The sequence below is a fragment of the Acidovorax sp. FG60 genome, from assembly GCF_057808995.1.
In genome coordinates this window covers 561,242-585,611 of sequence record NZ_JBMDJC010000001.1, presented here as the reverse complement: position 1 = coordinate 585,611, position 24,370 = coordinate 561,242, and the positions used below count along the sequence as shown (strand labels likewise).

The window sequence follows — 24,370 nt, the reverse complement described above, 5'->3', positions numbered from 1 at the left end:
CCACAGGTCTGCCTTGAACCGGCGGGCCTGTGGCCTGCCAATATGCCTGTTGGTGCGGGCCACGGCCACGGCAGCTTCCCTTTGGAGGCTGTCCTGATGGAGCCGACGGCAACTGTTCCTTCTCCGGATCCTCGCCTCCTGGCTTGTCTGGCTGTGGTGGTGCGGGAAAGGGCCTCTGATCTATTCATCATGGCGGGTGCACCACCCACGCTCAAGCGGCAGGGCGTGTTTGTGGCCATGGGGCAGCAGCAGCTGTCCGCCGACGATGTCAGGCAGATGGCGTATTCCATCCTCCGCGAAACGCAGCGGCAGGAGTTCGATGCCACCATGGAGTGCGACCTGTCCTTGCAGACCCCGGAGGGCGAGCGGTTTCGTGTGAATGTGCACCGGCAGCGTGGGCAGGTAGGCATGGTGATCCGCCATGTTATTGCCCAGATCCCCAGCCTGGCAGCGCTCGGCCTTCCGCCCGTGCTCCAGCAACTGGCGTTTCTCAAAGGGGGGCTGGTGCTCACGGTAGGGTCGGCGGGTTCTGGCAAGACCACCACGTTGGCCGCGCTGCTGGACCACCGCAATGCCCACACGGGCGGGCATATCCTGACGGTGGAAGACCCCATCGAATACCTTCATACCCACAAGAAGTCACTCGTGACACAGCGCGAGGTGGGGCTCGATACGCTGTCCTATGACGAGGCCCTGCGTCGCGCGATGCGGGAAGCGCCGAACGTGATCATGATTGGTGAAATCCGCGACCGGGCCACCATGCAGCACGCGCTGCACTATGCCGAGTCCGGCCACCTGTGTGTTTCCACACTGCATGCCAACAATGCGAACCAGGCGGTGCAGCGCATTGTGAATTTCTTCCCCGAAGACGCCCACCGCCAGTTGCTCATGGACCTGTCCCTCAACCTGCGCGCTGTCGTAGCGCAGCGCCTGGTGGCGGGGCTGGCGGGTGGCCTGGTGCCTGCCACCGAGATCATGCTGCTCACGCCCTATGTGGCCGAGCTGATCCAGAAGGGGCAGATCGACGAACTCAAGACCGCCATTACCCGCAGCGCAGAGCAAGGCATGTGGAGCTTCGACCAATCCTTGCTGGCCATGGTCGAGTCCGGTGCCATATCGCCCGAAGAAGCGATTGCCAATGCCGATAACCGCACCGATGTGCGGCTGCGCCTTCGGCTGGCGGCGGGGGCGCCGCTGGGTGGTGAGGGCATGCAGATGAGCCCGGATGAGCCCGCTGGGCCCGACAGCGTTCCACCGCCTGCCACCCGCCGGTGAGTGCGGGGATCAGGCCGCAGCAGACTTTACGACCGCATACCGCTCCAGGGTGCGGTGCCGCGCTGCGTCGTGCTCCACCACCGGCAGCGGGTAGGTATCCCCCAGCCGCACTCCCGCATCCTGCAACTCCAGCGGGCGCGCCAGCCAGGGCGCGTGCAACGCCTTGGTGGGCAAACTCGCCAGCTGCGGCAGATAGCGGCGGATGAACTTGCCCTCGGGGTCGAACTTTTCACTCTGGCTCACGGGGTTGAAGATGCGGAAATAGGGCTGGGCATCGCACCCGCTGGAGCTGGCCCACTGCCAGCCACCGTTGTTGGCGGCCAGATCGAAGTCATTGAGGTGTGTGGCGAAATAGGCTTCGCCCCAGCGCCAGTCGATGCCCAGATCCTTGACCAGGAAGCTCGCCACCACCATGCGCAAGCGGTTGTGCATGTAGCCCGTCTGGTTGATCTGCGCCATGGCCGCATCCACCAGCGGGTAGCCCGTGCGCCCCTCACACCAGGCGGCAAACAGGGTGTTGGCCTCGGGGCCTGATTCCCACTGGATCGCGTCATACGCGGGCTTGAAACTGTGGCCCACCACATGGGGATGGTGGTGCAGGATCTGAAAGTAGAAGTCCCGCCAGATCAGCTCGCTGAGCCAGGTGGCGGCGCCCGGGTTGCCTTGCAGCATCAGCCCGTGCGCGGTGCGGGCCAGCAGGCGCGGCGAGATGGTGCCAAAACGCAGGTGCACGCTGAGGTAGCTGGGCCCTTTGACAGCTGGAAAGTTGCGCGTGTCCTCGTACCGCTCGATGCGGCCCAGGAAGTCGTTGAACAGTCGCTGCGCGCCGCTGGCGCCCGTGGGCAGATTGAGCTGCGATAGGGCCGTGGCCTCAAAACCCAGGCGTGCCAGGGTGGGCACCGCCTGGCAGTGCGCCTGCGGGCGCGGTGCCAACCGGTGTGCATGGCGCTCCACGGGGTAGCCGGTGAGTTGAAACGCATCCACCTTCTTGAGCCAGGCGTTCTTGTACGGTGTGAACACGCTGTACGGATTGCCGGTCTGCGTCAGCACCTCGCTGCGTTCCAGAATGGTGTGGTCCTTGAACGTGTGAAATGCCCTTCCGGCAGCGGCCAACCGTGTGCGCACCAGGCGGTCGCGTTCCAGGGCCTGGGGCTCGTCATCGTGGTTGGCAAACACGGCCTGCACGCCCAGGGCGTTGGCCAGTTCTGGAATGGCATCACTGGCCACTGCATGCAGCACGATGAGGCCACCCTGTTCATGCCCGGAAAGCGTGCGCAGCGTTTCATCCAGCTCCACCAGCGACTCGCGGATGAACTCCACCCGCCGGTCAGCCCGGGGCAGGGCGTCGAGGATCTCGCGGTCAAAAACAAAGGCGCAGTGAACCTCCTGGCATTGAGTCAGTGCGCGGTAAAGAGCGGCCTGATCGTTCGCGCGCAGGTCGCGGCGGAACCAGACCAGACCGCTGGGGTACGAGGGCTCGGAGGAGGGTGCCATGTTCACCGTTAAAATTGCCGAATGTCTTTCGATTCTGCGCCCATCAACCTGACGCATCACTTCCTGATTGCGATGCCCGGTCTGGAAGATGAGTCTTTCTCGCGCAGCGTCGTTTACCTGTGCGAGCACAGCGAACGCGGTGCACTCGGCCTCATCATCAACAAGCCTTCGGACATCACCCTCAAAGGCCTTTTTGACAAGGTAGACCTGTCCCTGCGGCGCGAAGATCTCACCCAGGAACCTGTTTTCCAAGGCGGCCCAGTGCAGACCGAGCGCGGTTTTGTGTTGCATGAGCCCATGCTCATGGACAAGGCAGAAACCGATGAATCGGCATATGCCTCCACCATGACCATCCCCGGCGGGCTGGAGATGACCACCTCCAAGGACGTGCTCGAAGCGCTGTCCACGGGCGCAGGCCCGCGCCGCGTGCTCATCACGCTGGGGTATTCGTCCTGGGGTGAGGGCCAGCTTGAATCGGAGCTGGCCGAGAACGCCTGGCTCACCGTGGCGGCCGATCTGTCCGTGATCTTCGACACCCCTGTGCCCGAGCGCTACGACCGGGCCCTTTCGCTGCTGGGCCTCAAGGCCTGGATGTTGTCGCCCGAGGCGGGGCACGCATGACCGGCCTGCCCGTTCAGCCCGCCGTTCCTGCGCATTTCCAGACCTTTCTTGCTTTCGATTTTGGCCTCAAGCGGACGGGGGTCGCCACGGGCAACCGCATGTTGCGCAGCGCCACGCCGCAGGCCACCATCAAGGCCGAGGGTGACGCCCGTTTTGTGCAGGTGGCGCAGCGCATCAAGGAGTGGCAGCCCGACGCCCTCGTGATCGGCGTGCCCTACCACCCTGATGGCGCAAGCCACGAAAACACCGAGCGCGCGCTCAAGTTCGGCCGCCAGCTGCGCGGCCGCTTTGGTTTGCAGGTGTTCGAGGTGGACGAGCGTTACAGCACCACCGAAGCCATCGCAGGTGGCGCCAAGGATGCCGACGCCGCTTCGGCCTGCATCATCCTGGAACAGTTTTTGAGGAATCTCCCATGACCACCCCATCCCCCGGAATGTCCGGCAGCCTGGTGCTTGACGCCGAGGCGCTGTACCGCGAACTGCTGCGCGGCGTGCGCAGCATGCTGACCCCCACCACGCGCCTGGCGGGCATTGCCTCGGGCGGTGCCTGGCTGGCTGAGCGCCTGCAAAAAGACCTGGGCCTCGAAGGCCCCGCCGGTGTGCTCTCGTCGGTGATGCACCGCGACGACTTCGCCCAGCGCGGCCTGTCGGCCAGCGCGCAGACGGCGCTGCCGTTCGATGTGAACGGTGCCGATGTGCTGGTGCTCGACGACGTGCTCTACACCGGCCGCACCATTCGCGCCGTGCTCAACGAGCTGTTCGACTACGGCCGCCCCGCCAGCGTGCGCCTGGCCGTGCTGGTGGACCGGGGTGGGCGCGAGCTGCCCGTGCAGGCCGACTTTGCCGCTGCCCGCGTGGCCCTGCCTGCCGCCCAGTCGCTGGCCCTGGCGCGCGACGACAGCGGCATCTTCCAATTCCAAGTCAAAGAGGCCTGACCGTGCTGCACAAGCGCAATCCCCAACTCAACGGCAACGGCGAACTCATCCACCTGCTGTCCATCGAAGGGCTGCCGCGCGACATCGTCACGCACATCCTCGACACGGCGGCCAACTTCGTGAGCGTGAACGACCGCGAAGTGAAGAAGGTGCCCCTCTTGCGTGGCAAGAGCGTGTTCAACCTGTTCTTCGAGAACAGCACGCGCACCCGCACCACGTTCGAGATCGCGGCCAAGCGCCTGTCGGCCGACGTGCTCAACCTCGACATCGCGCGCAGCTCGGCCAGCAAGGGCGAGTCGCTGCTCGACACCATCGCCAACCTGTCGGCCATGGCGGCGGACTTGTTTGTGGTGCGGCACAGCGAATCCGGTGCGCCCTACCTGATTGCGCAGCATGTGGCGCCCCATGTGCATGTGATCAATGCGGGCGATGGCCGGCATGCCCACCCCACGCAGGGGCTGCTGGACATGTACACCATCCGCCACTACAAGAAGGACTTCAGCAACCTCACCGTGGCCATCGTGGGCGACGTGCTGCACTCGCGTGTGGCGCGCTCGGACATCCACGGCCTCACCACGCTGGGCTGCGCCGAGGTGCGCGTGGTGGGCCCGCGCACCCTGGTGCCGTCGGATATGGCGCAGATGGGCGTGCGCGTGTGCCACACGCTCGAAGAGGGCATCAAGGATGCCGACGTGGTCATCATGCTGCGGCTGCAGAACGAGCGCATGAGCGGCGCCCTGCTGCCGTCGAGCCAGGAGTATTTCAAGAGCTTCGGCCTCACGCAGGAGAAGCTGCAACTGGCCAAGCCCGACGCCATCGTCATGCACCCCGGCCCCATCAACCGCGGTGTGGAAATCGACTCCGCCGTGGTCGATGGCAAGCAGAGCGTGATCCTGCCTCAGGTGACTTTCGGTATTGCGGTCCGCATGGCTGTCATGTCGATCGTTGCTGGTAACGAAGCATGACGCTTGGAATGAATACTCCTGTTTTCATAGCTGCTAGCGCTTGTCCAATAAGCGCTAGCAGCCAATTTGGCTTGAAATCATGAAGATACTGATCCAGAACGGCCGTGTGATCGATCCCGCTTCGGGGCTTGACCAGACCTGCGACATCGCGCTGGCGGCAGGCCGCATCGTGAGCGTCAACCGCGTGCCCCCCGACTTTGCGCCCAACCGCACCATCAATGCTGCTGGCTGCATCGTGTTGCCCGGCCTGGTGGACCTGGCGGCGCGCCTTCGCGAGCCCGGCCACGAACACGAAGGCATGCTCGAATCCGAAATGGCCGCCGCCGTGGCCGGTGGCGTGACCAGCCTGGTCTGCCCGCCTGACACCGACCCCGTGCTCGACGAGCCCGGCCTGGTCGAGATGCTCAAGTTCCGCGCCGAGAAGTTGCACCAGGCGCGCCTGTTCCCTCTGGGGGCCCTCACGCGCAACCTTGCAGGCGAGGTGCTGACCGAGATGGCCGAGCTGACCGAATCCGGCTGCGTGGGCTTTGGCCAGGCCGAGGTGCCGCTGGCCAGCACCCAGGTGCTGCAGCGCGCGCTGCAATACGCCGCCACCTTTGGCTACACCGTGTGGCTGCGCCCGCAGGAGATGCACCTGGGCAAGGGCGTGGCTGCCAGCGGCCCGCTGGCCACGCGCCTGGGCCTGTCGGGCGTGCCCGTGGCGGCCGAGACGATTGCGTTGCACACCATTTTTGAACTGCTCAAGACCACCGGCGCCCGTGTGCACCTGTGCCGCATCAGCAGCGCGGCGGGGGTGGAGCTGATCCGCCGTGCCAAGGCCGAGGGCCTGAAGGTGACGGCTGATGTCAGCATCAACTCGCTGCACCTCACTGACGTGGACATCGGCTTCTTCGACAGCCGCGCCCGCCTGTCGCCCCCGCTGCGCCAGCAGCGCGACCGCGACGCACTCAACGCCGCGCTGGCCGACGGCACCATCGACGCCCTGGTGTCCGACCACACGCCCGTGGATGAAGATGCCAAGACCCTGCCGTTTGCCGAGGCCGAGCCCGGCGCTACGGGGCTGGAGCTGCTGCTGTCGCTCGCGCTCAAGTGGTCGCAGGACAGCGGTGTGCCCCTGCAGCGTGCGCTCGCCACCGTCACGTCTGAACCCGCGCGCGTGCTCGGCAGCGCCCTGGGCACACTGCAGGCCAGCGTCGGCCAGATCGTGGAAGGTGGCGTGGGCGACCTGTGCATCTTTGACCCGCAGGCGGCGTGGACGGTGCAGGACGACGCATTGCGCAGCCAGGGCAAACACACCCCGTTCTCGGGCTACGAACTGCCTGGCTGTGTGCGCATGACCCTCGTCGGTGGCCAGGTGGCTTTTGACCGGGGTTGAGGTAGTGCGACGCTGCGAGGCCCTGCGGTGAAGTCTTTGCGTGCCTGCTGGCGCCTGCTGCGCCTGTTGGGCCACATTGTCAAAGGGCTGGCCATCGTGGCGTTGCGTTTTCCAGCGCTCTCGCCGGATCAGCAGCATGCCCGGGTGCAGGTGTGGTCGTTGCAACTGCTGGCGCACCTTGGCATCAGCCTGCGCATCTTTGGGCAGCCGCCGCTCACCGGCCCGGTGATGCTGGTGGCCAACCACATCTCGTGGCTTGATATCCCGGTGATGCACGCGGCGCGGCATTGCCGCTTTGTCTCCAAGTCCGACGTACAGGGCTGGCCGCTGATCGGCACCCTGGCCACGGCCGCAGGCACGCTCTACATCGAGCGCAGCTCGCGCCGTGATGCGCTGCGCATGGTCCGGTCGATGCAGGAGGCGCTGGAGCGGGGCGAGGTGCTGGCCGTGTTCCCTGAGGGAACCACGGGCGATGGGCGCGAGATGCTGCCTTTTCACGCCAATTTGCTGCAAGCCGCTGTGGTGGCGCAGGCGCCGGTGCAGCCCGTGGGCCTGCGTTTTGCCGACAAGGCCACGGGTGCCACCAGTTTTGCGCCCAGCTACATCGGCGACGAAACCCTGGTGGGCTCCATCTGGCGCACGCTGTGCGCCCCGCCCATCGAGGCTGTGGTGCATTACGGCCCCCCCGAGCTGGCGGGCGAGCGCGACCGCCGTACCTGGACGCAGCACCTGCACGATACGGTCGATCAGTTGCGCAAAGCCTGAGCTGGCGCTCTGGGGGCAGGGGGTGGTTTCCGTGGGCAAAAGCGTGCATATTCCACGTTTGCAGCAGCGCGGTCTGCACATCCGATCTCTATTGCACGCAATTTCCCGTATCGTCCGCGTCTTTCGCCTGCAAGCGCTTGCAAATGCGTGGGCAGGCTCATCCACACTGCCGGGAGGGCACCATGAACCTGATTGAGCGCGCCAAGAGCATTCTTCTGCAACCCAAGGACACCTGGGTCACCATTGAGGCCGAGAGCACCGACGCCGCCACCCTGTACACCCGCTACGCCATGATTTTGGCCGCCATTCCGGCAGTCTGCGGTTTCATTGGCATGTCGCTGATCGGTTTTGGGGGCTTTGGCGTCACCATCCGCGTGCCCTTTGTCTCGGGGCTGGTGAACATGGTGGTGTCGTATGTGCTCAGCCTCGTGGGCATCTTCGTGCTCGGGCTCATCATCGATGCGCTGGCCTCCACCTTTGGTGGCCAGAAAAACTCCATCCAGGCCCTGAAGGTGGCGGTGTATGCCAGCACGGCGGCCATGCTGGGCGGGGTGTTCAGCCTGCTGCCTGCGCTATCCATGCTGGGCCTGCTGGCGGCTTTGTACTCCATCTACCTGCTCTACACCGGCCTGCCGGTGCTCATGAAAAATGCCCCCGACAAGTCGGTGGTCTACACCGTGGTGGTCATCATCGCGGCCATTGTGATGGGGGTGGTCATCGGCGCCGTCAGTGCGCTCTTCCTGCCCCGTGGCGGAGCGATGTTTGGCGGGGCCGATGCGCCCGCCATCACGATGAATACGCCGGGCGGCAAGGTGTCCATCGACACCGCCGGCCTGGAGGCCGCAGGCAAGAAGATGGAAGAGGCTGCGCGCAAGATGGAAGAAGCGCAAAAGAGCCAGGACCCCGCCGCCATTGCCGCGGCTGCTGGTGATGCCGCCAAGGCCGCCGCAGGTGCGCTGGGGGGTGGCCAGGCCATTGCGGCGCAATCGCTCAAGGCGGCACTGCCCGAGAAGCTCGCCGGCCTGCCGCGAACGGGCTTTGATGTGCAGGACGGTGCCGCCCTGGGCCTGCCCACCAGCCAGGCCAGTGCGCAGTACGGCAGCGATGACAAGCAGGTGCGCCTGGAGATCGTGGACATCGGCGGCCTGGGGCAGATGGCGGTCATGGCCATGGGCATGGCCCAGGGCGAAAAAGAAGACCCAACGAGCGCCGAGAAGACCTGGCAGGAGGGTGGCCGCACCCTGCACCAGCGCTATGAAAAGGACGGCAGCCATGCCGAGTTCAAGACCATCCTGAAAAACGGCCTGGTGGTCAGCATTGAGGGCGACAACATGGGCGTGAAGGATCTGCGGGGCTTCATGTCGCAGGTGGATCTCAATGCCCTGGAAAGCCTGCAGCGCAAGGGAAAATCCTGAAGACTGCAGTGCGCCGTGGCGCCATGGGGTATCAAAAATAATAGCAACCAGCGCTTTGTGGATAAGCGCTAGAGCCTATTTTGGCTTAGATGGTGGTTCCCTGTTCGCGGGGGAACGTCACCACATGGTCCACCTGGGCGCGGATGCCTATCCATTCGCCCAAGGCGTGGTCATGGTGGCTGGGCACATGCGCCAGCACCGTGTGGCCGCTGGCCAGGCGCAGCGTGTACAGAAACTCCGAACCCCGGAACGACTTGCGCACGATCTGCGCCTGCACGGGGGCATGGTCGTCGTGCACGATGTCATCCGCACGCAGCAGCACATCACATTCGCCACCGGGGTAGCTGCTGGGCAGGGGGCATTCCTCCAGGTCGGTCAGCTCGCCCAGCGGCGTCTGCGCCACCACGTTGTTGCCGCGCTGCAGCAGCGTGGCAGGGGCGAACACGCCATGGCCGATGAAGTCGGCCACAAACCGTGTGGCGGGGCGGTGGTACAGCGTGTACGCATCGTCCCACTGGTGCAGATGGCCTTCGTGCATCACGCCGATCACGTCGCCAATGGCAAAGGCCTCGAACTGGTCGTGCGTCACAAACAGGGCTGTGGCGCCAGCGGCTTTCAGAATGCCGCGCACCTCGTGGGCCAGGCGCTCGCGCAGGTCCACGTCGAGGTTCGAAAAAGGCTCGTCCAGCAGCATGAGCTGCGGGCGTGGTGCCAAGGCCCGCGCCAGGGCCACACGCTGCTGCTGCCCGCCAGAAAGCTCGTGCGGAAAACGGTTCTCGCTGCCCTCCAGCCCCACCAGCTGCAGCACCTCGGCCACGCGCGCGGCCTGCTCGGCACGGGGCAACTGGTGGATGCCAAACGCCACGTTGCGGCCTACCGACAGGTGCGGGAACAGCGCGTAGTCCTGGAACACCATGCCAATGCGCCGCAGCTCGGGCGGCACGCTCAGCGTGGCGCTGCTGACCACACTTTTGGTCAGGCGGATCTCGCCGCCCGTCACGGGCTCCAGCCCTGCCACAGCGCGCAGCAGCGTCGTTTTGCCGCAGCCCGAGGGGCCGATCAGCACACCGATATCGCCTGCATGCAGGCCCAGCGTGACGCCTTCCACCGCCGCGTTGGGGCGGCCTGCGTAGCGCACTTCGAGTTGGGAGACCTCTAGAAACATCGCTTGATTCTAGGCGGGCAGGGACGAATGCTTAAAATTCGCATTTGCATTCCTGATCGTTGCCCGGCCTGAGCCTGCCAGCGGGTGTGCGCTTTCTTACTTTGCCGAGCCACTCGCCTTGCGCCGCACGCCATTTTCTGCCCTTCGCACCATCCCTTTGATCCTGTTCGCGGGGTTTCTGGCGCTGCCCGTGCTGGCCGTGCTCGCATCGTGGTTGCCCGTGGGGCAGGGCGATGCGCAGGCGGGCGCCATCCTGCGCGAGATGGCGGCCACCGTGTTGCCTGGCTATGTGTGGACCACCTTGTGGCTGAGCGTGCTGGTGGCCCTGGGCGCGGCCATTGTGGGCACAGGCACGGCAGCAGCGGTGACGCTGTTTGATTTCCCGGGCCGCCGCACCTTCGAGTGGCTGCTGCTGCTGCCCCTGGCCATGCCTGCGTATGTCACCGCGTATGCCTACACCGACTTTCTGCAGTTCAGCGGCCCGCTGCAGGTGGGTCTGCGCAACACCTTTGGCCTGGAAGGCCGCCTGCTGCCCGAGGTGCGCAGCCTGGGCGGCGCGGTGTGGGTGTTCATCTTTTCGCTGTACCCGTATGTGTACCTGCTGGCGCGCACAGCGCTGGGCGAGCGTGCCGCGCACCTCATGGAGGCCGCGCGGCTGCTGGGCGCTCCGCTGTCGCGCCGCATCCGCGCCGTGGCGTTGCCCCTGGCACGCCCAGCAGTCGCTGCAGGCGTTGCGCTGGTGCTGATGGAAACGCTGGCTGACTTTGGTGTGGCCAGCTATTTCGGCATCCAGACCTTCACCACCGGCATCTACAAGGCCTGGCTGTCGATGGACAACCGCCTGGCCGCCGCGCAGCTGGCCACCATGCTGCTGGTGGTGGTGATGGCGCTGCTGCACCTGGAACATCGCGCGCAAAAGCGCATGCGTTTCGCCACAGGCGGCGGGCGCGCAGGCTCGGCCGAGGCACAACCCCTGGCGCTGCGCGGCGCACGCCGCTGGGCCGCCTGGGTGGTGTGCGCGGTGCCGGTGGTGATGGGTTTTGTCGCCCCGGTTCTCTTCATGCTGCGCCCGCTGGCGGCCGACTGGTCGGTGCTGCCGTGGGAGCGTTTCATGGAATGGGCCTGGCACAGCGTGCGCCTGGGGGGCATCACCGCCGTGCTGGCCGTGGTCATCGCCCTGGCGCTGGCATTTGCAGTGCGCCGCCAGCCGGACGCCATCACACGCGGCGTGGTGCAACTGGCCAGCGTGGGCTACGCCGTGCCGGGCGCCGTCATTGTGGTGGGCCTGCTGCTGCCCGTGGGCTGGCTGCAGGCGGCCATGCCGCAGTGGGGCGTGGGCGCGCTGGTCACGGCCACGGCGTTGGGCATCGTATGGGCGTACCTGGTGCGGTTCTGCGCGGTGGCGCTGCAGTCCATTCAGAGCGGATACGCGCGAATTCCCCCCAGCCTGGATGACTCTGCTCGCATGCTGGGCATGGGCAGCGTGGGCCTGATGGCGCGCGTGCATGGGCCGCTGCTCAAGCGGTCTACCGCTGCTGCCGCGCTGCTGGTGTTTGTGGACGTGATGAAGGAGCTGCCCGCCACCATGGTGCTGCGCCCCTTCAACAGCGACACCCTGGCCGTGGTGGCCTACCAGCTGGCGCGCGATGAGCGGCTGGGTGAGGCGGCGTTGCCGTCCCTGGCGCTGGTGGCCGTGGGGTTGGTGCCGGTGATCTTGCTGAGCCGCACGCTGCGCAGCCGGGGGTGACCTGCGCTGAGGCATCCCGCTCCCGTCCAACAAAAAGCCGCCCGAGGGCGGCTGGCAGTGCGCTGCTGTGAGCGGACCCTTTTCATTCGCTCCAATCGGAGTGCTTCTCGCACAGCTTGTTGGTTTCCTTGCCCTTGCGGGTTTCGGCGAACTTCACGAGGTTGCCCTTGAAATCTTCGGGCGTTTCGTTCCACATGCAGGTGCACCAGGCCTGGGCCTTGGTTTGGCCCTTGATAGGGCTGGGCTCGTTGCCACCCTCGTAGACGGTGGCAGAGTAGCTCAGGCACTGCCGGTATTGCGCGTCGCCTGCAGGTGGGCGGTTGTAGTCGGTGGCGGCCCAGGCCGAAGTGCCAGCGGCCAACAGGAGGGCGGCGCCAGTGATGGTGCGGATCAGTTGCATGGGGAAAATCTCTGCGAGGGATGGAGCCCCCGCACGCCCGGGATGGACGTGCGGTGGGTGAAGCCCAGTGTAGTTGTTTGAAACAAAAAGTATCAAACAAAAAATGACGGCTCAGCCACCTGTCGTAGGCAAGACACGGGCGCGCCTGCGGCGGCCCTGTCCGGCAAGCTGCGACGCCGGGCCCGCTGCGAATGCGAACTTGGCGCCCAGCCGCCGCAATCCAATGACCACCCCCGTCGCGCTCAGCAACGTACCGCCCAGGCTCAGCACAATGAGAACGATGTCCCACAGCGGGCGCCGCTCCAGCAGTGGCAGCCAGTCCCAGCTGTGCAGCATGGAGAACAGCCAGCGGCTGGTACGGCGATAACTGTCGGTGCGGCCGAGTACGGCGCCGGTGTGGGGGTCGATGTGGACCCAGGTGGCATGGGGGTCGTCAAACACCAGGCGCAGCGCGGGCAGGGGCTTGTCGCCCCCACCCGTCATGGTGTGGGTGGCGCGGTCGTAGTAATGCAGGTCGTAGGCGGTCAGCGTTTCGGTGCGCACCACGGCGTGGGGCAGCAGGCGCGCTGCGGCCTCGGCCACCGCGCCTGGGGGCCACTGGTGGGGTGCGGCGGTGGTCGCATCGAGCAGCGCGGGGGCGCCGGTCGGGCTGTACGCAAGTACCAGCGGGTGGCCCGCGCTTTGCACCCAGCGCAGCTCCCGCGTGTTCGGCGAAACGCCTGACAGCAAAGCCTGCACGGCGGCGGCTTGCGGGGGCAACACCAGCGGGCCGCCGTTCATGGCCTGCTGGCGCAGTGGCGCGGCGCCGCTGTCAAAAATCTTCCATGGGTTCATGGACATGAGGCCGCTGAAGATCCAGGTGAATGTGATCAGCGCAAACACCAGCCCGAACACATGGTGCCAGCGCATCATGAAACCCCGGTAGGGCGTGCGCGAACCGGTCTTGTACCGGCCCTGGAAGCGCCAGCGCAGCACACCCACCACGGTGCCCGTCAGCGTGAGCACGATGCCCGCAATGGACAGCCAGTTGACGATGTCCGTCCAGTAGCCGTTGAAGACATTGCCCCGGAAGGGGTAGAGCCAGTGGATCCAGGCGCCTGCGTAGTTCCAGGCGCGCTCCTGCAGCGGCGCATCGCGCACCACCTCGCCCGTGCTGCCCGACACATACACCACGGTGCCCGCGCTGTCGCTCAGGTGCAGGCGGTGCAGGGGGCGGTGCACGTCGAGCGCGCGCGAGTGGGTGAAGGCGTCTTCGTCGATCGTGCCCAGGTGTGCGATCCGTGCGCCGGGCTCCTGCGCGAAGGCGCGAGCCGAAGCGAGGGCGTGCTCGGCGTCTACGCGCTGCAACCGTTCGCCCGTGAGGGCGTCGATGACCGCAGGCGCTGGCGCCCTGCTTGGGCGTGGTACGGAGTCTCCGGCAGGGGCGGCGGGAACCACCATGTACACCGCGCGCGCGCCGCTGGCCACGGCGAGCCTCAGGTCCTGCAGCGGGCCTGTCAGGCCTGCGTGCGCCAAGGCGTCAGCGGGCTCCAGCAGAGGCTCTGTGCCCAGCGTTGCGCTGCGCAGCGGCGGCAGGTGGGCCAGCCGCTCGGCCTGCGTGAGCTTGGGGTAGCCCACGTACATCATCACTACGCCCGAGAGGAACCACATGGCGAAGAAGGCGCACAGCAGCACGCCCAGCCAGCGGTGGACGAGGTACAGCCAGCGTTTGGCGTGTGGCATGTCCGGTTCCTTGCCTGCGTCAGAACGCGGTGTGCAGTGTCACGTCCAGCGTGCGCGGTGCGCCCAGGTAGACCTGGTCGCGCGTCTCTGCAGCGTAGATGCGGTCGGTGGCGTTGCGCACGCGGGTGGTGAGCGTAGTGGTCTTGTTGACCTTCCAGGCCAGGCCCAGGTCCAGCAGCGTGTACGACGGCCAGAACTTGGTGTTGGCTGCGTTGCCGTACACCTTGCCCACATGGCGCACGCCCACGCTGGCCGTGACGGTGGGCGTGATCGCGTACGAGGCCCAAAGGTTGGCCACCTGCTGCGGAACCAGTTGGGGCACATTGCCCGCGCGCGAGACACCGCCCTGCACATAGTTCTCGTACCGCGCGCGGGTCAGCGCCAGGTTGCCCTGCAACTGCCATTGCGGCGTGGGCCGAATGCCAGCCGACAGTTCGACGCCCTTGGACGACTGTTCGCCCACCAGCACCGTGAGGTTGGGGTTGGACGGGTCTTGCGAGGCGATGTTCTTGCGGCGGATGTCAAAGGCCGCCACCGTGGCGCTGCCCTTGCCGTCCCAGAAGTCGAACTTGCTGCCCACCTCGACCTGGCGGCCCGTGGTCAGTTCGCTGTTGTTGCGCACATCGGCAAACGAGGCAGAGGCCAGCGAGCCCGAGGGTGGGTCGGCCGCGTTGGAGGCCTGCGCATACAGGTTGGCGCCGGGCGCAATGTCCCACACCACGCCCAGGCGGCCAGTGGTGGGGCTGTAGCTGCGGCTGAAGGTGGCGGGCGCGGTGGCTGTGACGGCGCGGCGGTTCACCAGGTCGAGATCGATGCGCTCGTGCCGCAGCGCGGTGACGACGTTCACGCCGGAGGCCACCAGGGTGCGGTTTTCCAGGTACAGCGCGGTGTTGGTGATCTTGTTGTCCTTGTCAGGGTTCAGGACGGGTGACATGCCGGGAATGTCGAAGAAGTTCTCGGTGGAGAAGTGGTACGGGTTGACCGTGCTCACGGTGACCGAGGGGCCGAACGGGAAGCGCGTCTGCTTGTTCACGCTCACGTCCAGGCCAAAGGCCCAGTCGCTCTTTCGGCCCGCGAGCTGGCCTTGGTACGTACCCTCCAGCCGGTCGCCCACGAGCTGTTGGTCGTGGCGTTGCAACAGCGGGGACGTGCGCGTGACCGCCGTGTTGGTGGCATTGAAGGTGTAGGTCTCCACGTTGCGGTAGTCGCGCAGGGCGTCGTACACGTAGAACGTGTTCTTGAGCTGCAGCGCATCCGACACACGCCATTGCGCCACCGAGCGCAGCCATTGCACGCGCTGCTCGTACATGCCGTCGGCGCTGTTGTAGTTCTTGAAGCGCGTGCCCGGGTCGATGGCCAGCGCGCCCACGGCGGGATTGAGCACCGGCGTGCCCCAGTACGGGCGGTCCACGTGGTCCTTCTGGTATTCGTAGGCCAGTGTGTGCGTGAAGTCGCCGCCCAGGTCCGACAGCAGCGAGGTCGCCAGTTGGGTGGACTGTGTTCTGGTGCCTTCGATCCAGCTGCCTGCGTTGCGGTGGTTGATGTCGATGCGCGCGTAGTGCGCAGGGCCTGCGCTGCCATCGCCGCCTGCAATGCGGCGGTTCAGGCCTACCGACACTTCCTTCAGGTCGTAGGAGCCCAGGCGCAGCTGGCCCTCGGTGAAGTCGCTGCGCTCGGCCGTCTTGGTGATGTAGTTGATGGAGCCGCCCACGCCGCCCGATCCGTACAGAAAACTCGACGCGCCGCCGATGGCCTCGACCCGGTCGTAGATCCAGCTATCGACCGCGCGTGTGGCGCTGCCGTACTGCGGGTTGATGCCGTTGTACAGCTGCGCGACCGAGTTGCTGGTGAAGCCCCGGTAGTGCGCGGACATGGAGCCCGGCGCGTTGTGCGCCACCACGCCCGGCACGGCGCGCAGGATTTCCTGCGTGTCCTGTGCGCCGCGTGCGTCGATGGTGGCGCGATCCACCACGGTGACGGAGGCCGGGTTCTCGCGCGCCGTCAGGCCCAGGCGGCTGCCGGTGTCCACGGGTGTGTCCAGGTTCAGCTTGCCGTTGGGGGATGCGGCGGTGTCCACCACGTCCACGGCCTTGAGCGTGGGCGTGGTGGTCTGGGCAGGGACGGAGAGGGAGGCCAGCGCGCAGGTGGCGAACACGCCCCAGCACGAAGGAGAAAGAGGCAGGCGCGGAGAGCCCGCAGCATGGCGGGAGGAGGAGTACGAACGGGACATGAAAACGCTCTTGTCTTGAGGCGACAGCGCAACCAGGCCCGCGTGGAGTGCACGCAGGGCTGCGCGGTCTGGAAACCAGCGGGAACAAGGCAGCGCCCGACCACCAGGTACGGGGTACTGCCAACAGGCATCAGATCAAGAGCGCGATGGGGGCCCGCGTGCGGGCAGGGGGGCTGCCGTGGCCGCTGCGATGCGGGCGGCCTCGACGGGCTGCAGCGCATGGGCCAGGGGGTGGGGTGGCAGCACGGCGGCTACCGGGGTGGGGGGCGGCGCGCTGGGAGTGGCGCACAAGGGGCAGTCCATGCCCATGGCGCCCATCTCCACCGTGCCATCGTCGGTCTGCACCAGCAGCTTGATGGCGCCGGTGCCCGAGCAGATCACTTCGAAGGATTGCGGGTTCACCAGCGGCGATGCAATCGCCACCCCCATCGACGCCACGAACCATGCCAGCACCCACAGGCGCAGCGCGGCAAAGGTTGTTCGTGGGAGGGCGGTCATGGGGCGCGATGATACTGCGGCCACACAGCGGTGCGAGGCGATTTGCTATAAATGTTATAGCGTTACTCGCTTTCTGCATCGGCGCCAGGGCCGGATTTTGTGGCAATTTGACGCAGGGCAAGCACCGTGGCTGCTGGCGCCGCCGCGTCGGCGGCGGCGCCAGGTTCAGGCCTGGGTGTAGGCCGTCTTGACCGTGGTGTAGAACTCGGCCGCATACCGGCCTTGCTCGCGCGGGCCGTAGCTGCTGCTCTTGCGGCCGCCAAACGGCACGTGGTAGTCCACGCCCGCCGTGGGCAGGTTCACCATCACCATGCCGGCCTGGGCGTGGCGCTTGAAGTGCGTGGCGTGCTTGAGGCTGGTGGTGGCGATGCCGCTGGCCAGGCCGAAGGGCGTGTCATTGGCCATGGCCAGCGCTTCCTCGTAGTTCTTGGCGCGCAGCACGCTCACTACGGGGCCGAAGATTTCTTCGCGGTTGATGCGCATGCCGGGCGTGGTCTCGGTGAACAGGGCGGGGCGCAGGTAGTAGCCGGGCGCGCCGTCGGCGTTCTTCTCCAGGGCTTCGCCGCCGTAGGCGAGCTTGGCGCCCTCCTGCTGGCCGATGCCGATGTATTCCAGGTCTTGCGCGAGCTGGCGGTCGTCCACCACGGGGCCGATGTCGGTGCCGGCCTTGCGGGCGTCGTCCACCTTCAGGGTCTTCATTTTCTCGACCATGGCGGCCACGAAGCGGTCGTGGATGCCTTCGGTCACGATCAAGCGGCTGCTGGCGGTGCAGCGCTGGCCGGTGGAGAAGAACCCGCTGTTGATGGCGGCGCCCACAGCAACGTTCAGGTCGGCGTCGTCCAGCACCACAAACGGGTTCTTGCCGCCCATCTCCAGCTGCACCTTGGCACCGCGCGGCACGCAGGCGGCGGCCACACGCTGGCCCGTGCCGACGGAGCCGGTAAAGCTCACGCCCGCAATGCGCTCGTCTTCCAGCAGCACGGCGCCCACATCCGAGCCCCGGCCCATCACCAGGTTGAACACACCGGCAGGCAGCCCTGCGCGGTGCAGGATGTCGGCCAGCGCCCAGGCGGAGCCGGGCACCACCTCGGCGGGCTTGAACACCACGCAGTTGCCATAGGCCAGGGCCGGGGCGATCTTCCAGGCCGGAATGGCGATGGGGAAGTTCCACGGCGTGATGATGCCGATGGTGCCCAGCGGCTCGCGTGTGATCTCGATGCCCACGCCAGGGCGCACGGACGGGATCATCTCGCCGCCGGGGCGCAGCGCCTCGCCGGCAAAGAACTTGAAGATGGCAGCGGCGCGGCCCACTTCTCCGATGGCTTCGGGCAGGGTCTTGCCTTCTTCGCGGGCCAGCAGGTCGCCCAGCTCGGCCTTGCGCGCGATGATCTCGTTGCCCACGGCGTCCAGGATGTCAAAGCGCTGTTGGGGCGTGGACATGCTCCATGCGGGGAACGCCGCGTGGGCTGCCGACACGGCCTCCAGCGCCTGCTCGCGGCTCGCCACGGCGTAGTCGCCTATCACATCGCGCGTGTCGGACGGGTTGGTGTTCTGGTAGGTGCGAACGCCGTCAGTCCAGGCGCCGCCAATCAGGTTTGCATGCATGGTGGTGGTGTGGTGGTGAAGAAGAGGGTGTTGAGAAAAAAAGGGGCGGTTGCATGCCGAGTGCGCAGCGCAAACTGGCGCTGCACCCAGGAAGGATGTCTTTCAATGTGCGCTGAGGGCTTTACGACAGACAACTCCTGGTGGTTTGAACGGCGCCGCAGCCCCGAACGCGCGAAAGCATTGCAACATTTCGTTGTATGTCATCGTACAACATAAGAAGTCCCCTGGGGTGTCGGGTAACTACTGATGGGACAACCGTGTACCTCACCTTGGCCATGATTCCCCAGGGTTCATGAAGGAGTGACTCGGCTGGGGTGATTCAGCCCGCTTCGGCCTGCGCGCGCCGCCGACGTTCGCGGCTGTTGGCCAGGTGGGTGCGCATGGCGGCCCGTGCACCGTCGGGGTCCTGCCCCACGATGGCGTCGTAGATGCTTTCGTGTTCGCCGTTGACACGGCGCAGGTACTGGCGCCGCTCGTCATTGGCCGAATCCATGGCGGCCAGGCGGGCGCGCGGGATGATCATGCTGCCCAGCGTGCCCATCAGTTCGGCGAAGTGGCTGTTCTGCGTGGCACGTGCGATTTCCAGGTGGAACTGGAAGTCCGCCGCCACCGCGTCGCGGCCCGCATCCACGGCGGCTGCCACGGCGTCCAGCGCCTCGCGCATGGCTTTCAGGTTGGCCTCGGTGCGGCGTTGCGCGGCCAGCGCGGCGGCTTCAGTTTCTACCCCAATGCGCAGCTCCAGTACGGCAATCACGTCACGCAGGGTGCTGAACTGGTCGGGGGTGATCTTGAAGCCGGGCGCCTGCCCCAGCCCCAGCACAAAGGTGCCGATGCCGTGCCGCGTTTCCACCAGGCCAGAGGCTTGCAGCTTGGAAATCGCCTCGCGCACCACGGTGCGGCTCACGCTGAACTCGGCCATGATGGCGGCCTCGGTGGGCAGCTTGTCGCCCAGGGCCAGGCGGCCGTCGCGGATGCGGTCTCCCAGGGATTCGACAAGCTCCAGGGCCAGTGTGCGGGGCTTGCGGCGAAGCGGGGTATCGGTGGTCATTTCTTGGTGTTATCCCTATGGGGCGCCGGGGGCAGAAGCAGTACATTGCTTTTCGTTGTACGACAACTGATGACGTTCAACGGAATCTGTTGCCACTGTACCAAGAACCTCTGCCTTTGTAACCGCCATGCCTTGCCATCCGACGCCTATTCGTTTCCAACGCCTGCTATTGACCGGAGCTGCCGGAGGCCTGGGCCAGGAATTGCGTGCACGCCTGAAAGCCTACTGCGCCACCTTGCGGTTGTCTGATATCGCGAACCTGGGCGACGAAGGCGCAGGGGAGGAGCTGCGCCCCGCACGCCTCGAAGACGCGGGCGCCGTGCTCAGCTTGCTGGAGGGCGTTGATGCCTTGGTGCACCTCGGGGGCGTCTCCACCGAGCAGCCCTGGGAGCCCATCCTGCAGGCCAATATCGTGGGTGTCTACAACCTGTATGAAGCGGCGCGCAAGCAAGGCGTCAAGCGGGTGGTGTTTGCCAGCTCCAACCACGTCACCGGTTTTTATCGCCAGGACGAAGTGGTGGGCCCCAACGACCCGGCCCGGCCTGACGGCCTGTACGGCGTGTCCAAAGCCTTTGGCGAAGATTTGTCGCGCTTCTACTTTGACCGCTATGGCATTGAAACCGTGTGCCTGCGCATTGGCTCATCGTTCCCCGAGCCGCGCAACCGCCGCATGCTGGCCACCTGGATGAGCTACGACGACCTGGAGCGCCTCGTCGTTGCGAGCCTCACGGCACCGGTGGTGGGCCACAGCATCATCTACGGCATGGGCGACAACACCACCACTTGGTGGGACAACACCCTGGCGCGCCACATCGGCTACCGCCCGCAGGACAGCTCCGAGCCCTTCCGCGCCAAGGTGGAGGCGGCCGACCCGCACCCCGACTTGAGCGACCCCGCCGTCATCTACCAGGGCGGTCCGTTCGTGCGCACAGGTCCTTTCGAATGACCCTTGGCGCCGGGATTCCCGTCCATTTCGCATCACTCAAAAACCATTCCACCGGAGACAAACCATGACCTTTCGCCGATCCCTGCTGACTGCCTGCGCCGCCGCTGTGGCCGCGATGGCAATGCTTCCCGTTGCCGCCCAGGCCCAGTCCATGGTGTTGAAGGCGGCCGACGTGCATCCCGCTGGCTACCCCAATGTGGTGGCGGTGGAGAACATGGGCAAGAAGCTTGACGCCGCCACCAATGGCCGCCTGAAGATCCAGACCTTCCCCGGTGGCGTGCTGGGCGGCGAGAAGGAAATGATCGAGCAGACGCAGTTCGGCGCCATCAACATCCTGCGCACCTCGCTCGGCCCGGTGGGCACGGTGGTGCCTGAGGTGAATGTGTTCAACATGCCCTTCGTGTTCCGCAGCCAGGACCATATGCGTGCAGTGATCGACGGCGCCATTGGCGATGAACTGCTGGCCAAGATCAGCGCGTCGCCCGCCAAGCTGGTGGCCATTGGCTGGATGGATGGCGGATCGCGCAGCCTGTACACCAAAAAACCCGTGCGCAGCCCCGCTGACCTCAAGGGCCAGAAGGTGCGCATGATGGGCAACCCGCTGTTCGTGGACACCATGAATGCCATGGGCGGCAACGGCATCTCGATGGGTTACGGCGAAGTGTTCACCGCCCTGCAGACCGGCGTGGTGGATGGCGCTGAAAACAATGCGCCCAGCTTCTTCACCAGCAACCACTACAGCACGGGTGCCAAGTTCTACACGCAGACCAACCACCTGATCATTCCCGAACTGCTGGTGGTCTCCAAGGTCACGTGGGACAAGCTCTCCAAGGACGACCAGGCACTGCTCAAGAAGTTTGGCCGCGAAGCGCAGCTGGAGCAGCGCGCCCTGTGGGACAAGAGCGTGGAGGACTACACCGCCAAGCTCAAGGCAGCCGGTGTGGAGTTCATCAACGTGGACACCAAGGCCTTCTATGACGCCACTGCCCCCGTGCGTGCCAAGTACGGCGCCAACTATGCAGACCTGATGAAGCGCATTGAGGCGGTGAAGTAAGCACTGGATTTGCGTCTTGCGCGGGCGAGCTCCTGGTGGGTTGCCTGCGCCTTTTTTTCTTTGTCTTTCAGACCTGCTTGTATGGACCACCCCTTTTTGCGCTGGATGGACCGGCTCTACCTGGCCACCATTTGGGCGGCCGGCACCGCCATCTTCTTCATGTCGCTGATCATCCCCTGGGGCGTGTTCAGCCGCTATGTGATGGGCACGGGCTCGCAGTGGCCCGAGCCCATCGCCATCCTGCTCATGATGGTGTTCACCTTCATCGGCGCTGCGGCGGCCTACCGTGCGGGCGGGCACATCGCCGTCAACATGCTCACCGAAAAATTGCCCGCCCCGTTGCAGCGGCTGCTGGCGGTGCTGGTGGATCTGCTCATGCTGGTCATCTGCGGCTTTGTGGCCTGGTATGGCACCAACCTGTGCATTGAAACCTGGGGCCAGGGCATTGCGGAGCTGCCCTGGTTGCCCGTGGGCGCCACCTATGCGTCGCTGCCCATCGGCGCGGCCGTCACGCTGCTGTTTGTGCTGGAGAAGATGGTCTTCGGACCGCAGAACCACCGGCGCATCGTGCGCTTTGAAGAACTGACGGAAGGCGCCTGATCATGGATACCTTGGTACTGCTGGGCACGTTCTTCGTGCTCATGATGATCGGTGTGCCGATCGCCTATTCGTTGGGCCTCTCGGCCCTGGTCGGTGCGTTGTGGATTGACCTTCCGCTCGATGCCGTGATGATCCAGGTGGCCTCTGGCGTCAATAAGTTCTCGCTGCTGGCTATTCCGTTCTTCGTGCTCGCTGGCGCCATCATGGCCGAGGGTGGCATGGCGCGGCGTCTGGTGGCGTTTGCGGGCGTGCTGGTGGGCTTTATCCGGGGCGGGCTGTCGCTGGTCAACATTCTGGCGTCCACCTTCTTCGGCGCCATCTCGGGCTCGTCGGTGGCTGATACGGCGTCCATCGGCTCGGTGCTGATCCCCGAGATGGAAAAGAAGGGTTACCCGCGCCCCTTTGCCACGGCAGTCACCGTGAGCGGTTCGGTGCAGGCCATCCTGATTCCGCCCAGCCACAACGCGGTGTTGTATTCGCTGGCCGCAGGTGGCACGGTCTCAATTGCTGCGTTGTTCATGGCCGGTGTGCTGCCGGGGCTGCTCATGGGCCTCACGCTCGCGGCGTTGTGCCTGTTCACCGCGCACCGTGAAGGCTACCCCAAGGGCGAGGTCATCCCGCTCAAGCAGGCGCTCAAGATCTGTGTGGAGGCGCTGTGGGGCCTGATGACCATGGTCATCATCCTGGGCGGCATTCTGTCGGGCGTTTTTACGGCCAACGAGTCGGCGTCGATTGCGGTGGTGTGGGCGTTCTTCGTGACCATGTTCATCTACCGCGACTACAAGTGGCGCGACCTGCCCAAGCTGGTGCACCGCACCGTGAAGACAGTCACGGTGGTGATGATCCTCATCGGCTTTGCGGCGGCCTTTGGCTACCTGATGACGATGATGATGATCCCGATGAAGGTCACAGCCTTCCTCACCAGTCTGTCGGACAACAAGTACGTCATCCTCGCCATGATCAACATCATGCTGCTGCTGCTGGGCTGCCTGATGGACATGTCGCCGCTCATCCTGATCCTCACGCCCATCCTGCTGCCCGTGGTCAAGCTGTTGGGTGTGGACCCGGTGCACTTCGGCATGATCATGATGGTCAACCTGGGCATTGGCCTCATCACGCCGCCCGTGGGCACGGTGCTCTTCACCGGTGCTGCCGTGGCCAAGCTGCCGCTCGGTGTGGTTACCAAGGCCATGATGCCGTTCTTTGTGGCGCTGTTTGTGGTGCTGCTGATGGTGACCTACGTGCCCGCCATCTCGCTGTGGCTGCCCCGAGCGATGGGACTGTGAAGAAATGAAGCACCCCCTGAGTCGCCTTCGGCGCCTTCCCCCTCAAGGGGGACGACGCCCTCACTGCGGGGCGGCCCTTGCTCGGCGCCTCTGGCCTAGTCCCTGCTCGTTCCATCGGCCGAGGGTAGTGGGCAGCTCCGTGGTGCACTGAAATGGTTACACACACGATGGCTACCGATACCCTGGTATTTGTCTCCTGCGCTGACAGCGGTGAGTTGCATGGGCTCCGTCTGGCGTCGGATTCGGGGCAGCTGCGCACCGAGCAGGTCCTGGCGCTGGGCGGGCAGCTCATGCCCATGGCGCTCAGCCCGAACGGCACCCGCCTGTATGTGGCGCGCCGCAGCGACCCGCTGGCCGTGGTCACCCTGGCGGTGGATGCGCGCGCGGGTTGCGCCGAGGTGTTGAGCGAGGCCGCGTTGCCCGCCAGCATGGCCCACCTGGCCACCGATAACACGGGGCGCTGGCTGCTGAGTGCTTCCTACGGTGCGGACTTGGTCGCGGTGCAGGCCATCGCTGCCGACGGGGTTGTCGCTGCGGGGCGTGGTGCCACCACGTACGCCACCGGTCGCCACGCCCACAGTGCGCTGGTCAGCCCCGGCAACCGCTTCGTGCTGGCCGCCTCACTGGGGGGCGGGCAATTGCACCGTTACCGATTCGACGCCGCCACGGGCGCGCTGCAACCCACCGACCCTGCGGTGTTCGCCCTGCCAGCAGGCACAGGTCCCCGGCACTTGCGCTTCAACGCGCGGGGCGACCGCATCTATCTGCTGGGTGAGCTGGATGCCTGCGTGCATGTGCTGGCCTGGGACGAAGCCAGCGGAGGCCTGGAGCTGCTGCAAAGCCTGCCCACATTGCCACCGGGCTTTGCAGGCCCGGCCTGGGGCGCAGACCTGCACCTGAGCGCTGATGGCCGCTGGCTGTACACCAGCGAGCGCAACAGCCACACCCTGGCCGGGTTTGCCATCGATGCGGTCACCGGCCTGCTGGCCCCCATCGACCACTGGTCTACGCAACTGCAGCCCCGGGGCTTTGCCATCACTCCGGACGGGCGCCACCTGATTGCCGCAGGCCAGATCAGCCACCGTGTGGGTGTGCACTTGATCGCGCCTGGCAGCGGTGCCCTGACCCAGGTGGCCGAGCACGATGTGGGGCTCAACCCGAACTGGATTACCGTGCTGCCCATGCAGCCTGATGCCTGATACCTAATGAGATTGCATCAATTGAC

Annotated in this window: 22 protein-coding genes; 14 read left to right on the top strand and 8 right to left on the bottom strand. The window is 65.8% G+C overall.

The window, feature by feature from the left end; translation table 11 throughout:
- Positions 1-96: 96 nt before the first annotated feature.
- Positions 97-1,275, top strand: a complete 1,179-nt coding sequence (locus ACODS0_RS02660; protein WP_055393357.1) for a PilT/PilU family type 4a pilus ATPase — start codon at positions 97-99, stop codon at positions 1,273-1,275.
- A 9-nt stretch (positions 1,276-1,284) separates the two neighbouring features.
- On the opposite strand, the gene ACODS0_RS02655 is transcribed toward ACODS0_RS02660, so the two are convergent.
- Positions 1,285-2,769, bottom strand: coding sequence for a cryptochrome/photolyase family protein (locus tag ACODS0_RS02655; protein WP_488832571.1), 1,485 nt, complete (start codon positions 2,767-2,769; stop codon positions 1,285-1,287).
- 21 nt (positions 2,770-2,790) lie between these two features.
- On the opposite strand from ACODS0_RS02655, the gene ACODS0_RS02650 reads away from it, so the two are divergent.
- From ACODS0_RS02650 to ACODS0_RS02620, 7 genes are all read left to right on the top strand, one after another.
- Positions 2,791-3,390: a YqgE/AlgH family protein gene (locus tag ACODS0_RS02650; protein WP_055393353.1), complete on the top strand. Its 600-nt coding sequence runs from the start codon at positions 2,791-2,793 to the stop codon at positions 3,388-3,390.
- On the top strand, positions 3,387-3,806 hold the full coding sequence (gene ruvX / locus ACODS0_RS02645) for a Holliday junction resolvase RuvX (RefSeq protein ID WP_121505516.1): 420 nt from the start codon (positions 3,387-3,389) through the stop codon (positions 3,804-3,806). Before ACODS0_RS02650 ends, ruvX begins: the two co-directional genes overlap by 4 nt.
- A complete protein-coding gene (gene pyrR / locus ACODS0_RS02640) occupies positions 3,803-4,324 on the top strand; it encodes a bifunctional pyr operon transcriptional regulator/uracil phosphoribosyltransferase PyrR (RefSeq protein WP_228896299.1) in 522 nt (173 codons plus the stop codon). The genes ruvX and pyrR overlap by 4 nt, the downstream gene beginning before the upstream one ends.
- A 2-nt stretch (positions 4,325-4,326) precedes the next feature.
- Positions 4,327-5,289 carry an aspartate carbamoyltransferase catalytic subunit gene (locus tag ACODS0_RS02635; RefSeq protein WP_008903259.1) on the top strand — a complete coding sequence of 321 codons (963 nt, stop codon included), beginning with the start codon at positions 4,327-4,329 and terminating at the stop codon, positions 5,287-5,289.
- Between the two features lie 79 nt (positions 5,290-5,368).
- Positions 5,369-6,664 carry a dihydroorotase gene (locus ACODS0_RS02630; RefSeq protein ID WP_431150591.1) on the top strand — a complete coding sequence of 432 codons (1,296 nt, stop codon included), beginning with the start codon at positions 5,369-5,371 and terminating at the stop codon, positions 6,662-6,664.
- 27 nt (positions 6,665-6,691) lie between these two features.
- A complete protein-coding gene (locus ACODS0_RS02625) occupies positions 6,692-7,429 on the top strand; it encodes a lysophospholipid acyltransferase family protein (protein WP_488832562.1) in 738 nt (245 codons plus the stop codon).
- Positions 7,430-7,611: 182 nt separating this feature from the next.
- Entirely contained in the window at positions 7,612-8,844 is a 1,233-nt protein-coding gene (locus ACODS0_RS02620; protein WP_121421089.1) for a Yip1 family protein, read from the top strand.
- Between the two features lie 85 nt (positions 8,845-8,929).
- Here the strand turns inward: ACODS0_RS02620 and ACODS0_RS02615 are convergent, their stop codons facing one another.
- A complete protein-coding gene (locus ACODS0_RS02615) occupies positions 8,930-10,009 on the bottom strand; it encodes an ABC transporter ATP-binding protein (protein WP_055402047.1) in 1,080 nt (359 codons plus the stop codon).
- A gap of 118 nt (positions 10,010-10,127) precedes the next feature.
- Here ACODS0_RS02615 and ACODS0_RS02610 point away from each other — a divergent pair, with 118 nt between their 5' ends.
- Positions 10,128-11,756: an ABC transporter permease gene (locus tag ACODS0_RS02610; RefSeq protein WP_121505519.1), complete on the top strand. Its 1,629-nt coding sequence runs from the start codon at positions 10,128-10,130 to the stop codon at positions 11,754-11,756.
- Positions 11,757-11,838: 82 nt separating this feature from the next.
- On the opposite strand, the gene ACODS0_RS02605 is transcribed toward ACODS0_RS02610, so the two are convergent.
- From ACODS0_RS02605 to ACODS0_RS02580, 6 genes are all read right to left on the bottom strand, one after another.
- Complete coding sequence (locus ACODS0_RS02605) at positions 11,839-12,156, bottom strand: hypothetical protein (RefSeq protein WP_055402051.1); 318 nt, start codon at positions 12,154-12,156, stop codon at positions 11,839-11,841.
- A gap of 111 nt (positions 12,157-12,267) precedes the next feature.
- Complete coding sequence (locus ACODS0_RS02600; RefSeq protein WP_488832557.1) at positions 12,268-13,878, bottom strand: PepSY domain-containing protein; 1,611 nt, start codon at positions 13,876-13,878, stop codon at positions 12,268-12,270.
- Between the two features lie 19 nt (positions 13,879-13,897).
- Positions 13,898-16,108 carry a TonB-dependent receptor gene (locus ACODS0_RS02595; RefSeq protein WP_488832555.1) on the bottom strand — a complete coding sequence of 737 codons (2,211 nt, stop codon included), beginning with the start codon at positions 16,106-16,108 and terminating at the stop codon, positions 13,898-13,900.
- 135 nt (positions 16,109-16,243) lie between these two features.
- The gene (locus tag ACODS0_RS02590) at positions 16,244-16,606 is read right to left on the bottom strand and encodes a DUF2946 family protein (protein ID WP_121422557.1); all 363 of its coding nucleotides are present in this window, start codon (positions 16,604-16,606) and stop codon (positions 16,244-16,246) included.
- A 165-nt stretch (positions 16,607-16,771) separates the two neighbouring features.
- Complete coding sequence (locus ACODS0_RS02585) at positions 16,772-18,211, bottom strand: aldehyde dehydrogenase family protein (protein WP_488832551.1); 1,440 nt, start codon at positions 18,209-18,211, stop codon at positions 16,772-16,774.
- Positions 18,212-18,530: 319 nt separating this feature from the next.
- Complete coding sequence (locus tag ACODS0_RS02580) at positions 18,531-19,259, bottom strand: FadR/GntR family transcriptional regulator (protein WP_121505524.1); 729 nt, start codon at positions 19,257-19,259, stop codon at positions 18,531-18,533.
- A gap of 127 nt (positions 19,260-19,386) precedes the next feature.
- On the opposite strand from ACODS0_RS02580, the gene ACODS0_RS02575 reads away from it, so the two are divergent.
- The 5 genes from ACODS0_RS02575 (at position 19,387) to ACODS0_RS02555 (ending at position 24,344) form a co-directional block, all read left to right on the top strand.
- On the top strand, positions 19,387-20,205 hold the full coding sequence (locus ACODS0_RS02575; RefSeq protein WP_488832548.1) for an NAD-dependent epimerase/dehydratase family protein: 819 nt from the start codon (positions 19,387-19,389) through the stop codon (positions 20,203-20,205).
- Positions 20,206-20,269: 64 nt separating this feature from the next.
- Positions 20,270-21,259 (top strand): TRAP transporter substrate-binding protein, encoded by a 990-nt coding sequence (locus ACODS0_RS02570; protein WP_121422561.1) that lies wholly within the window; start codon positions 20,270-20,272, stop codon positions 21,257-21,259.
- 81 nt (positions 21,260-21,340) lie between these two features.
- Entirely contained in the window at positions 21,341-21,859 is a 519-nt protein-coding gene (locus tag ACODS0_RS02565; RefSeq protein WP_176886896.1) for a TRAP transporter small permease, read from the top strand.
- 2 nt (positions 21,860-21,861) lie between these two features.
- A complete protein-coding gene (locus ACODS0_RS02560; RefSeq protein WP_176886894.1) occupies positions 21,862-23,145 on the top strand; it encodes a TRAP transporter large permease in 1,284 nt (427 codons plus the stop codon).
- Between the two features lie 167 nt (positions 23,146-23,312).
- Entirely contained in the window at positions 23,313-24,344 is a 1,032-nt protein-coding gene (locus ACODS0_RS02555) for a lactonase family protein (RefSeq protein WP_488832543.1), read from the top strand.
- Positions 24,345-24,370: the final 26 nt, after the last annotated feature.

Excerpts from the sequence above, each read along its gene's own strand:
- ACODS0_RS02660 (WP_055393357.1), top strand. The coding sequence starts at position 97 with ATGGAGCCGACGGCAACTGTTCCTTCTCCGGATCCTCGCCTCCTGGCT.
- ACODS0_RS02655 (WP_488832571.1), bottom strand. The coding sequence starts at position 2,769 with ATGGCACCCTCCTCCGAGCCCTCGTACCCCAGCGGTCTGGTCTGGTTC.
- ACODS0_RS02650 (WP_055393353.1), top strand. The coding sequence starts at position 2,791 with ATGTCTTTCGATTCTGCGCCCATCAACCTGACGCATCACTTCCTGATT.
- ruvX (WP_121505516.1), top strand. The coding sequence starts at position 3,387 with ATGACCGGCCTGCCCGTTCAGCCCGCCGTTCCTGCGCATTTCCAGACC.
- pyrR (WP_228896299.1), top strand. The coding sequence starts at position 3,803 with ATGACCACCCCATCCCCCGGAATGTCCGGCAGCCTGGTGCTTGACGCC.
- ACODS0_RS02630 (WP_431150591.1), top strand. The coding sequence starts at position 5,369 with ATGAAGATACTGATCCAGAACGGCCGTGTGATCGATCCCGCTTCGGGG.
- ACODS0_RS02620 (WP_121421089.1), top strand. The coding sequence starts at position 7,612 with ATGAACCTGATTGAGCGCGCCAAGAGCATTCTTCTGCAACCCAAGGAC.
- ACODS0_RS02615 (WP_055402047.1), bottom strand. The coding sequence starts at position 10,009 with ATGTTTCTAGAGGTCTCCCAACTCGAAGTGCGCTACGCAGGCCGCCCC.
- ACODS0_RS02605 (WP_055402051.1), bottom strand. The coding sequence starts at position 12,156 with ATGCAACTGATCCGCACCATCACTGGCGCCGCCCTCCTGTTGGCCGCT.
- ACODS0_RS02600 (WP_488832557.1), bottom strand. The coding sequence starts at position 13,878 with ATGCCACACGCCAAACGCTGGCTGTACCTCGTCCACCGCTGGCTGGGC.
- ACODS0_RS02595 (WP_488832555.1), bottom strand. The coding sequence starts at position 16,108 with ATGTCCCGTTCGTACTCCTCCTCCCGCCATGCTGCGGGCTCTCCGCGC.
- ACODS0_RS02590 (WP_121422557.1), bottom strand. The coding sequence starts at position 16,606 with ATGACCGCCCTCCCACGAACAACCTTTGCCGCGCTGCGCCTGTGGGTG.
- ACODS0_RS02585 (WP_488832551.1), bottom strand. The coding sequence starts at position 18,211 with ATGCATGCAAACCTGATTGGCGGCGCCTGGACTGACGGCGTTCGCACC.
- ACODS0_RS02580 (WP_121505524.1), bottom strand. The coding sequence starts at position 19,259 with ATGACCACCGATACCCCGCTTCGCCGCAAGCCCCGCACACTGGCCCTG.
- ACODS0_RS02575 (WP_488832548.1), top strand. The coding sequence starts at position 19,387 with ATGCCTTGCCATCCGACGCCTATTCGTTTCCAACGCCTGCTATTGACC.
- ACODS0_RS02570 (WP_121422561.1), top strand. The coding sequence starts at position 20,270 with ATGACCTTTCGCCGATCCCTGCTGACTGCCTGCGCCGCCGCTGTGGCC.
- ACODS0_RS02565 (WP_176886896.1), top strand. The coding sequence starts at position 21,341 with ATGGACCACCCCTTTTTGCGCTGGATGGACCGGCTCTACCTGGCCACC.
- ACODS0_RS02560 (WP_176886894.1), top strand. The coding sequence starts at position 21,862 with ATGGATACCTTGGTACTGCTGGGCACGTTCTTCGTGCTCATGATGATC.
- ACODS0_RS02555 (WP_488832543.1), top strand. The coding sequence starts at position 23,313 with ATGGCTACCGATACCCTGGTATTTGTCTCCTGCGCTGACAGCGGTGAG.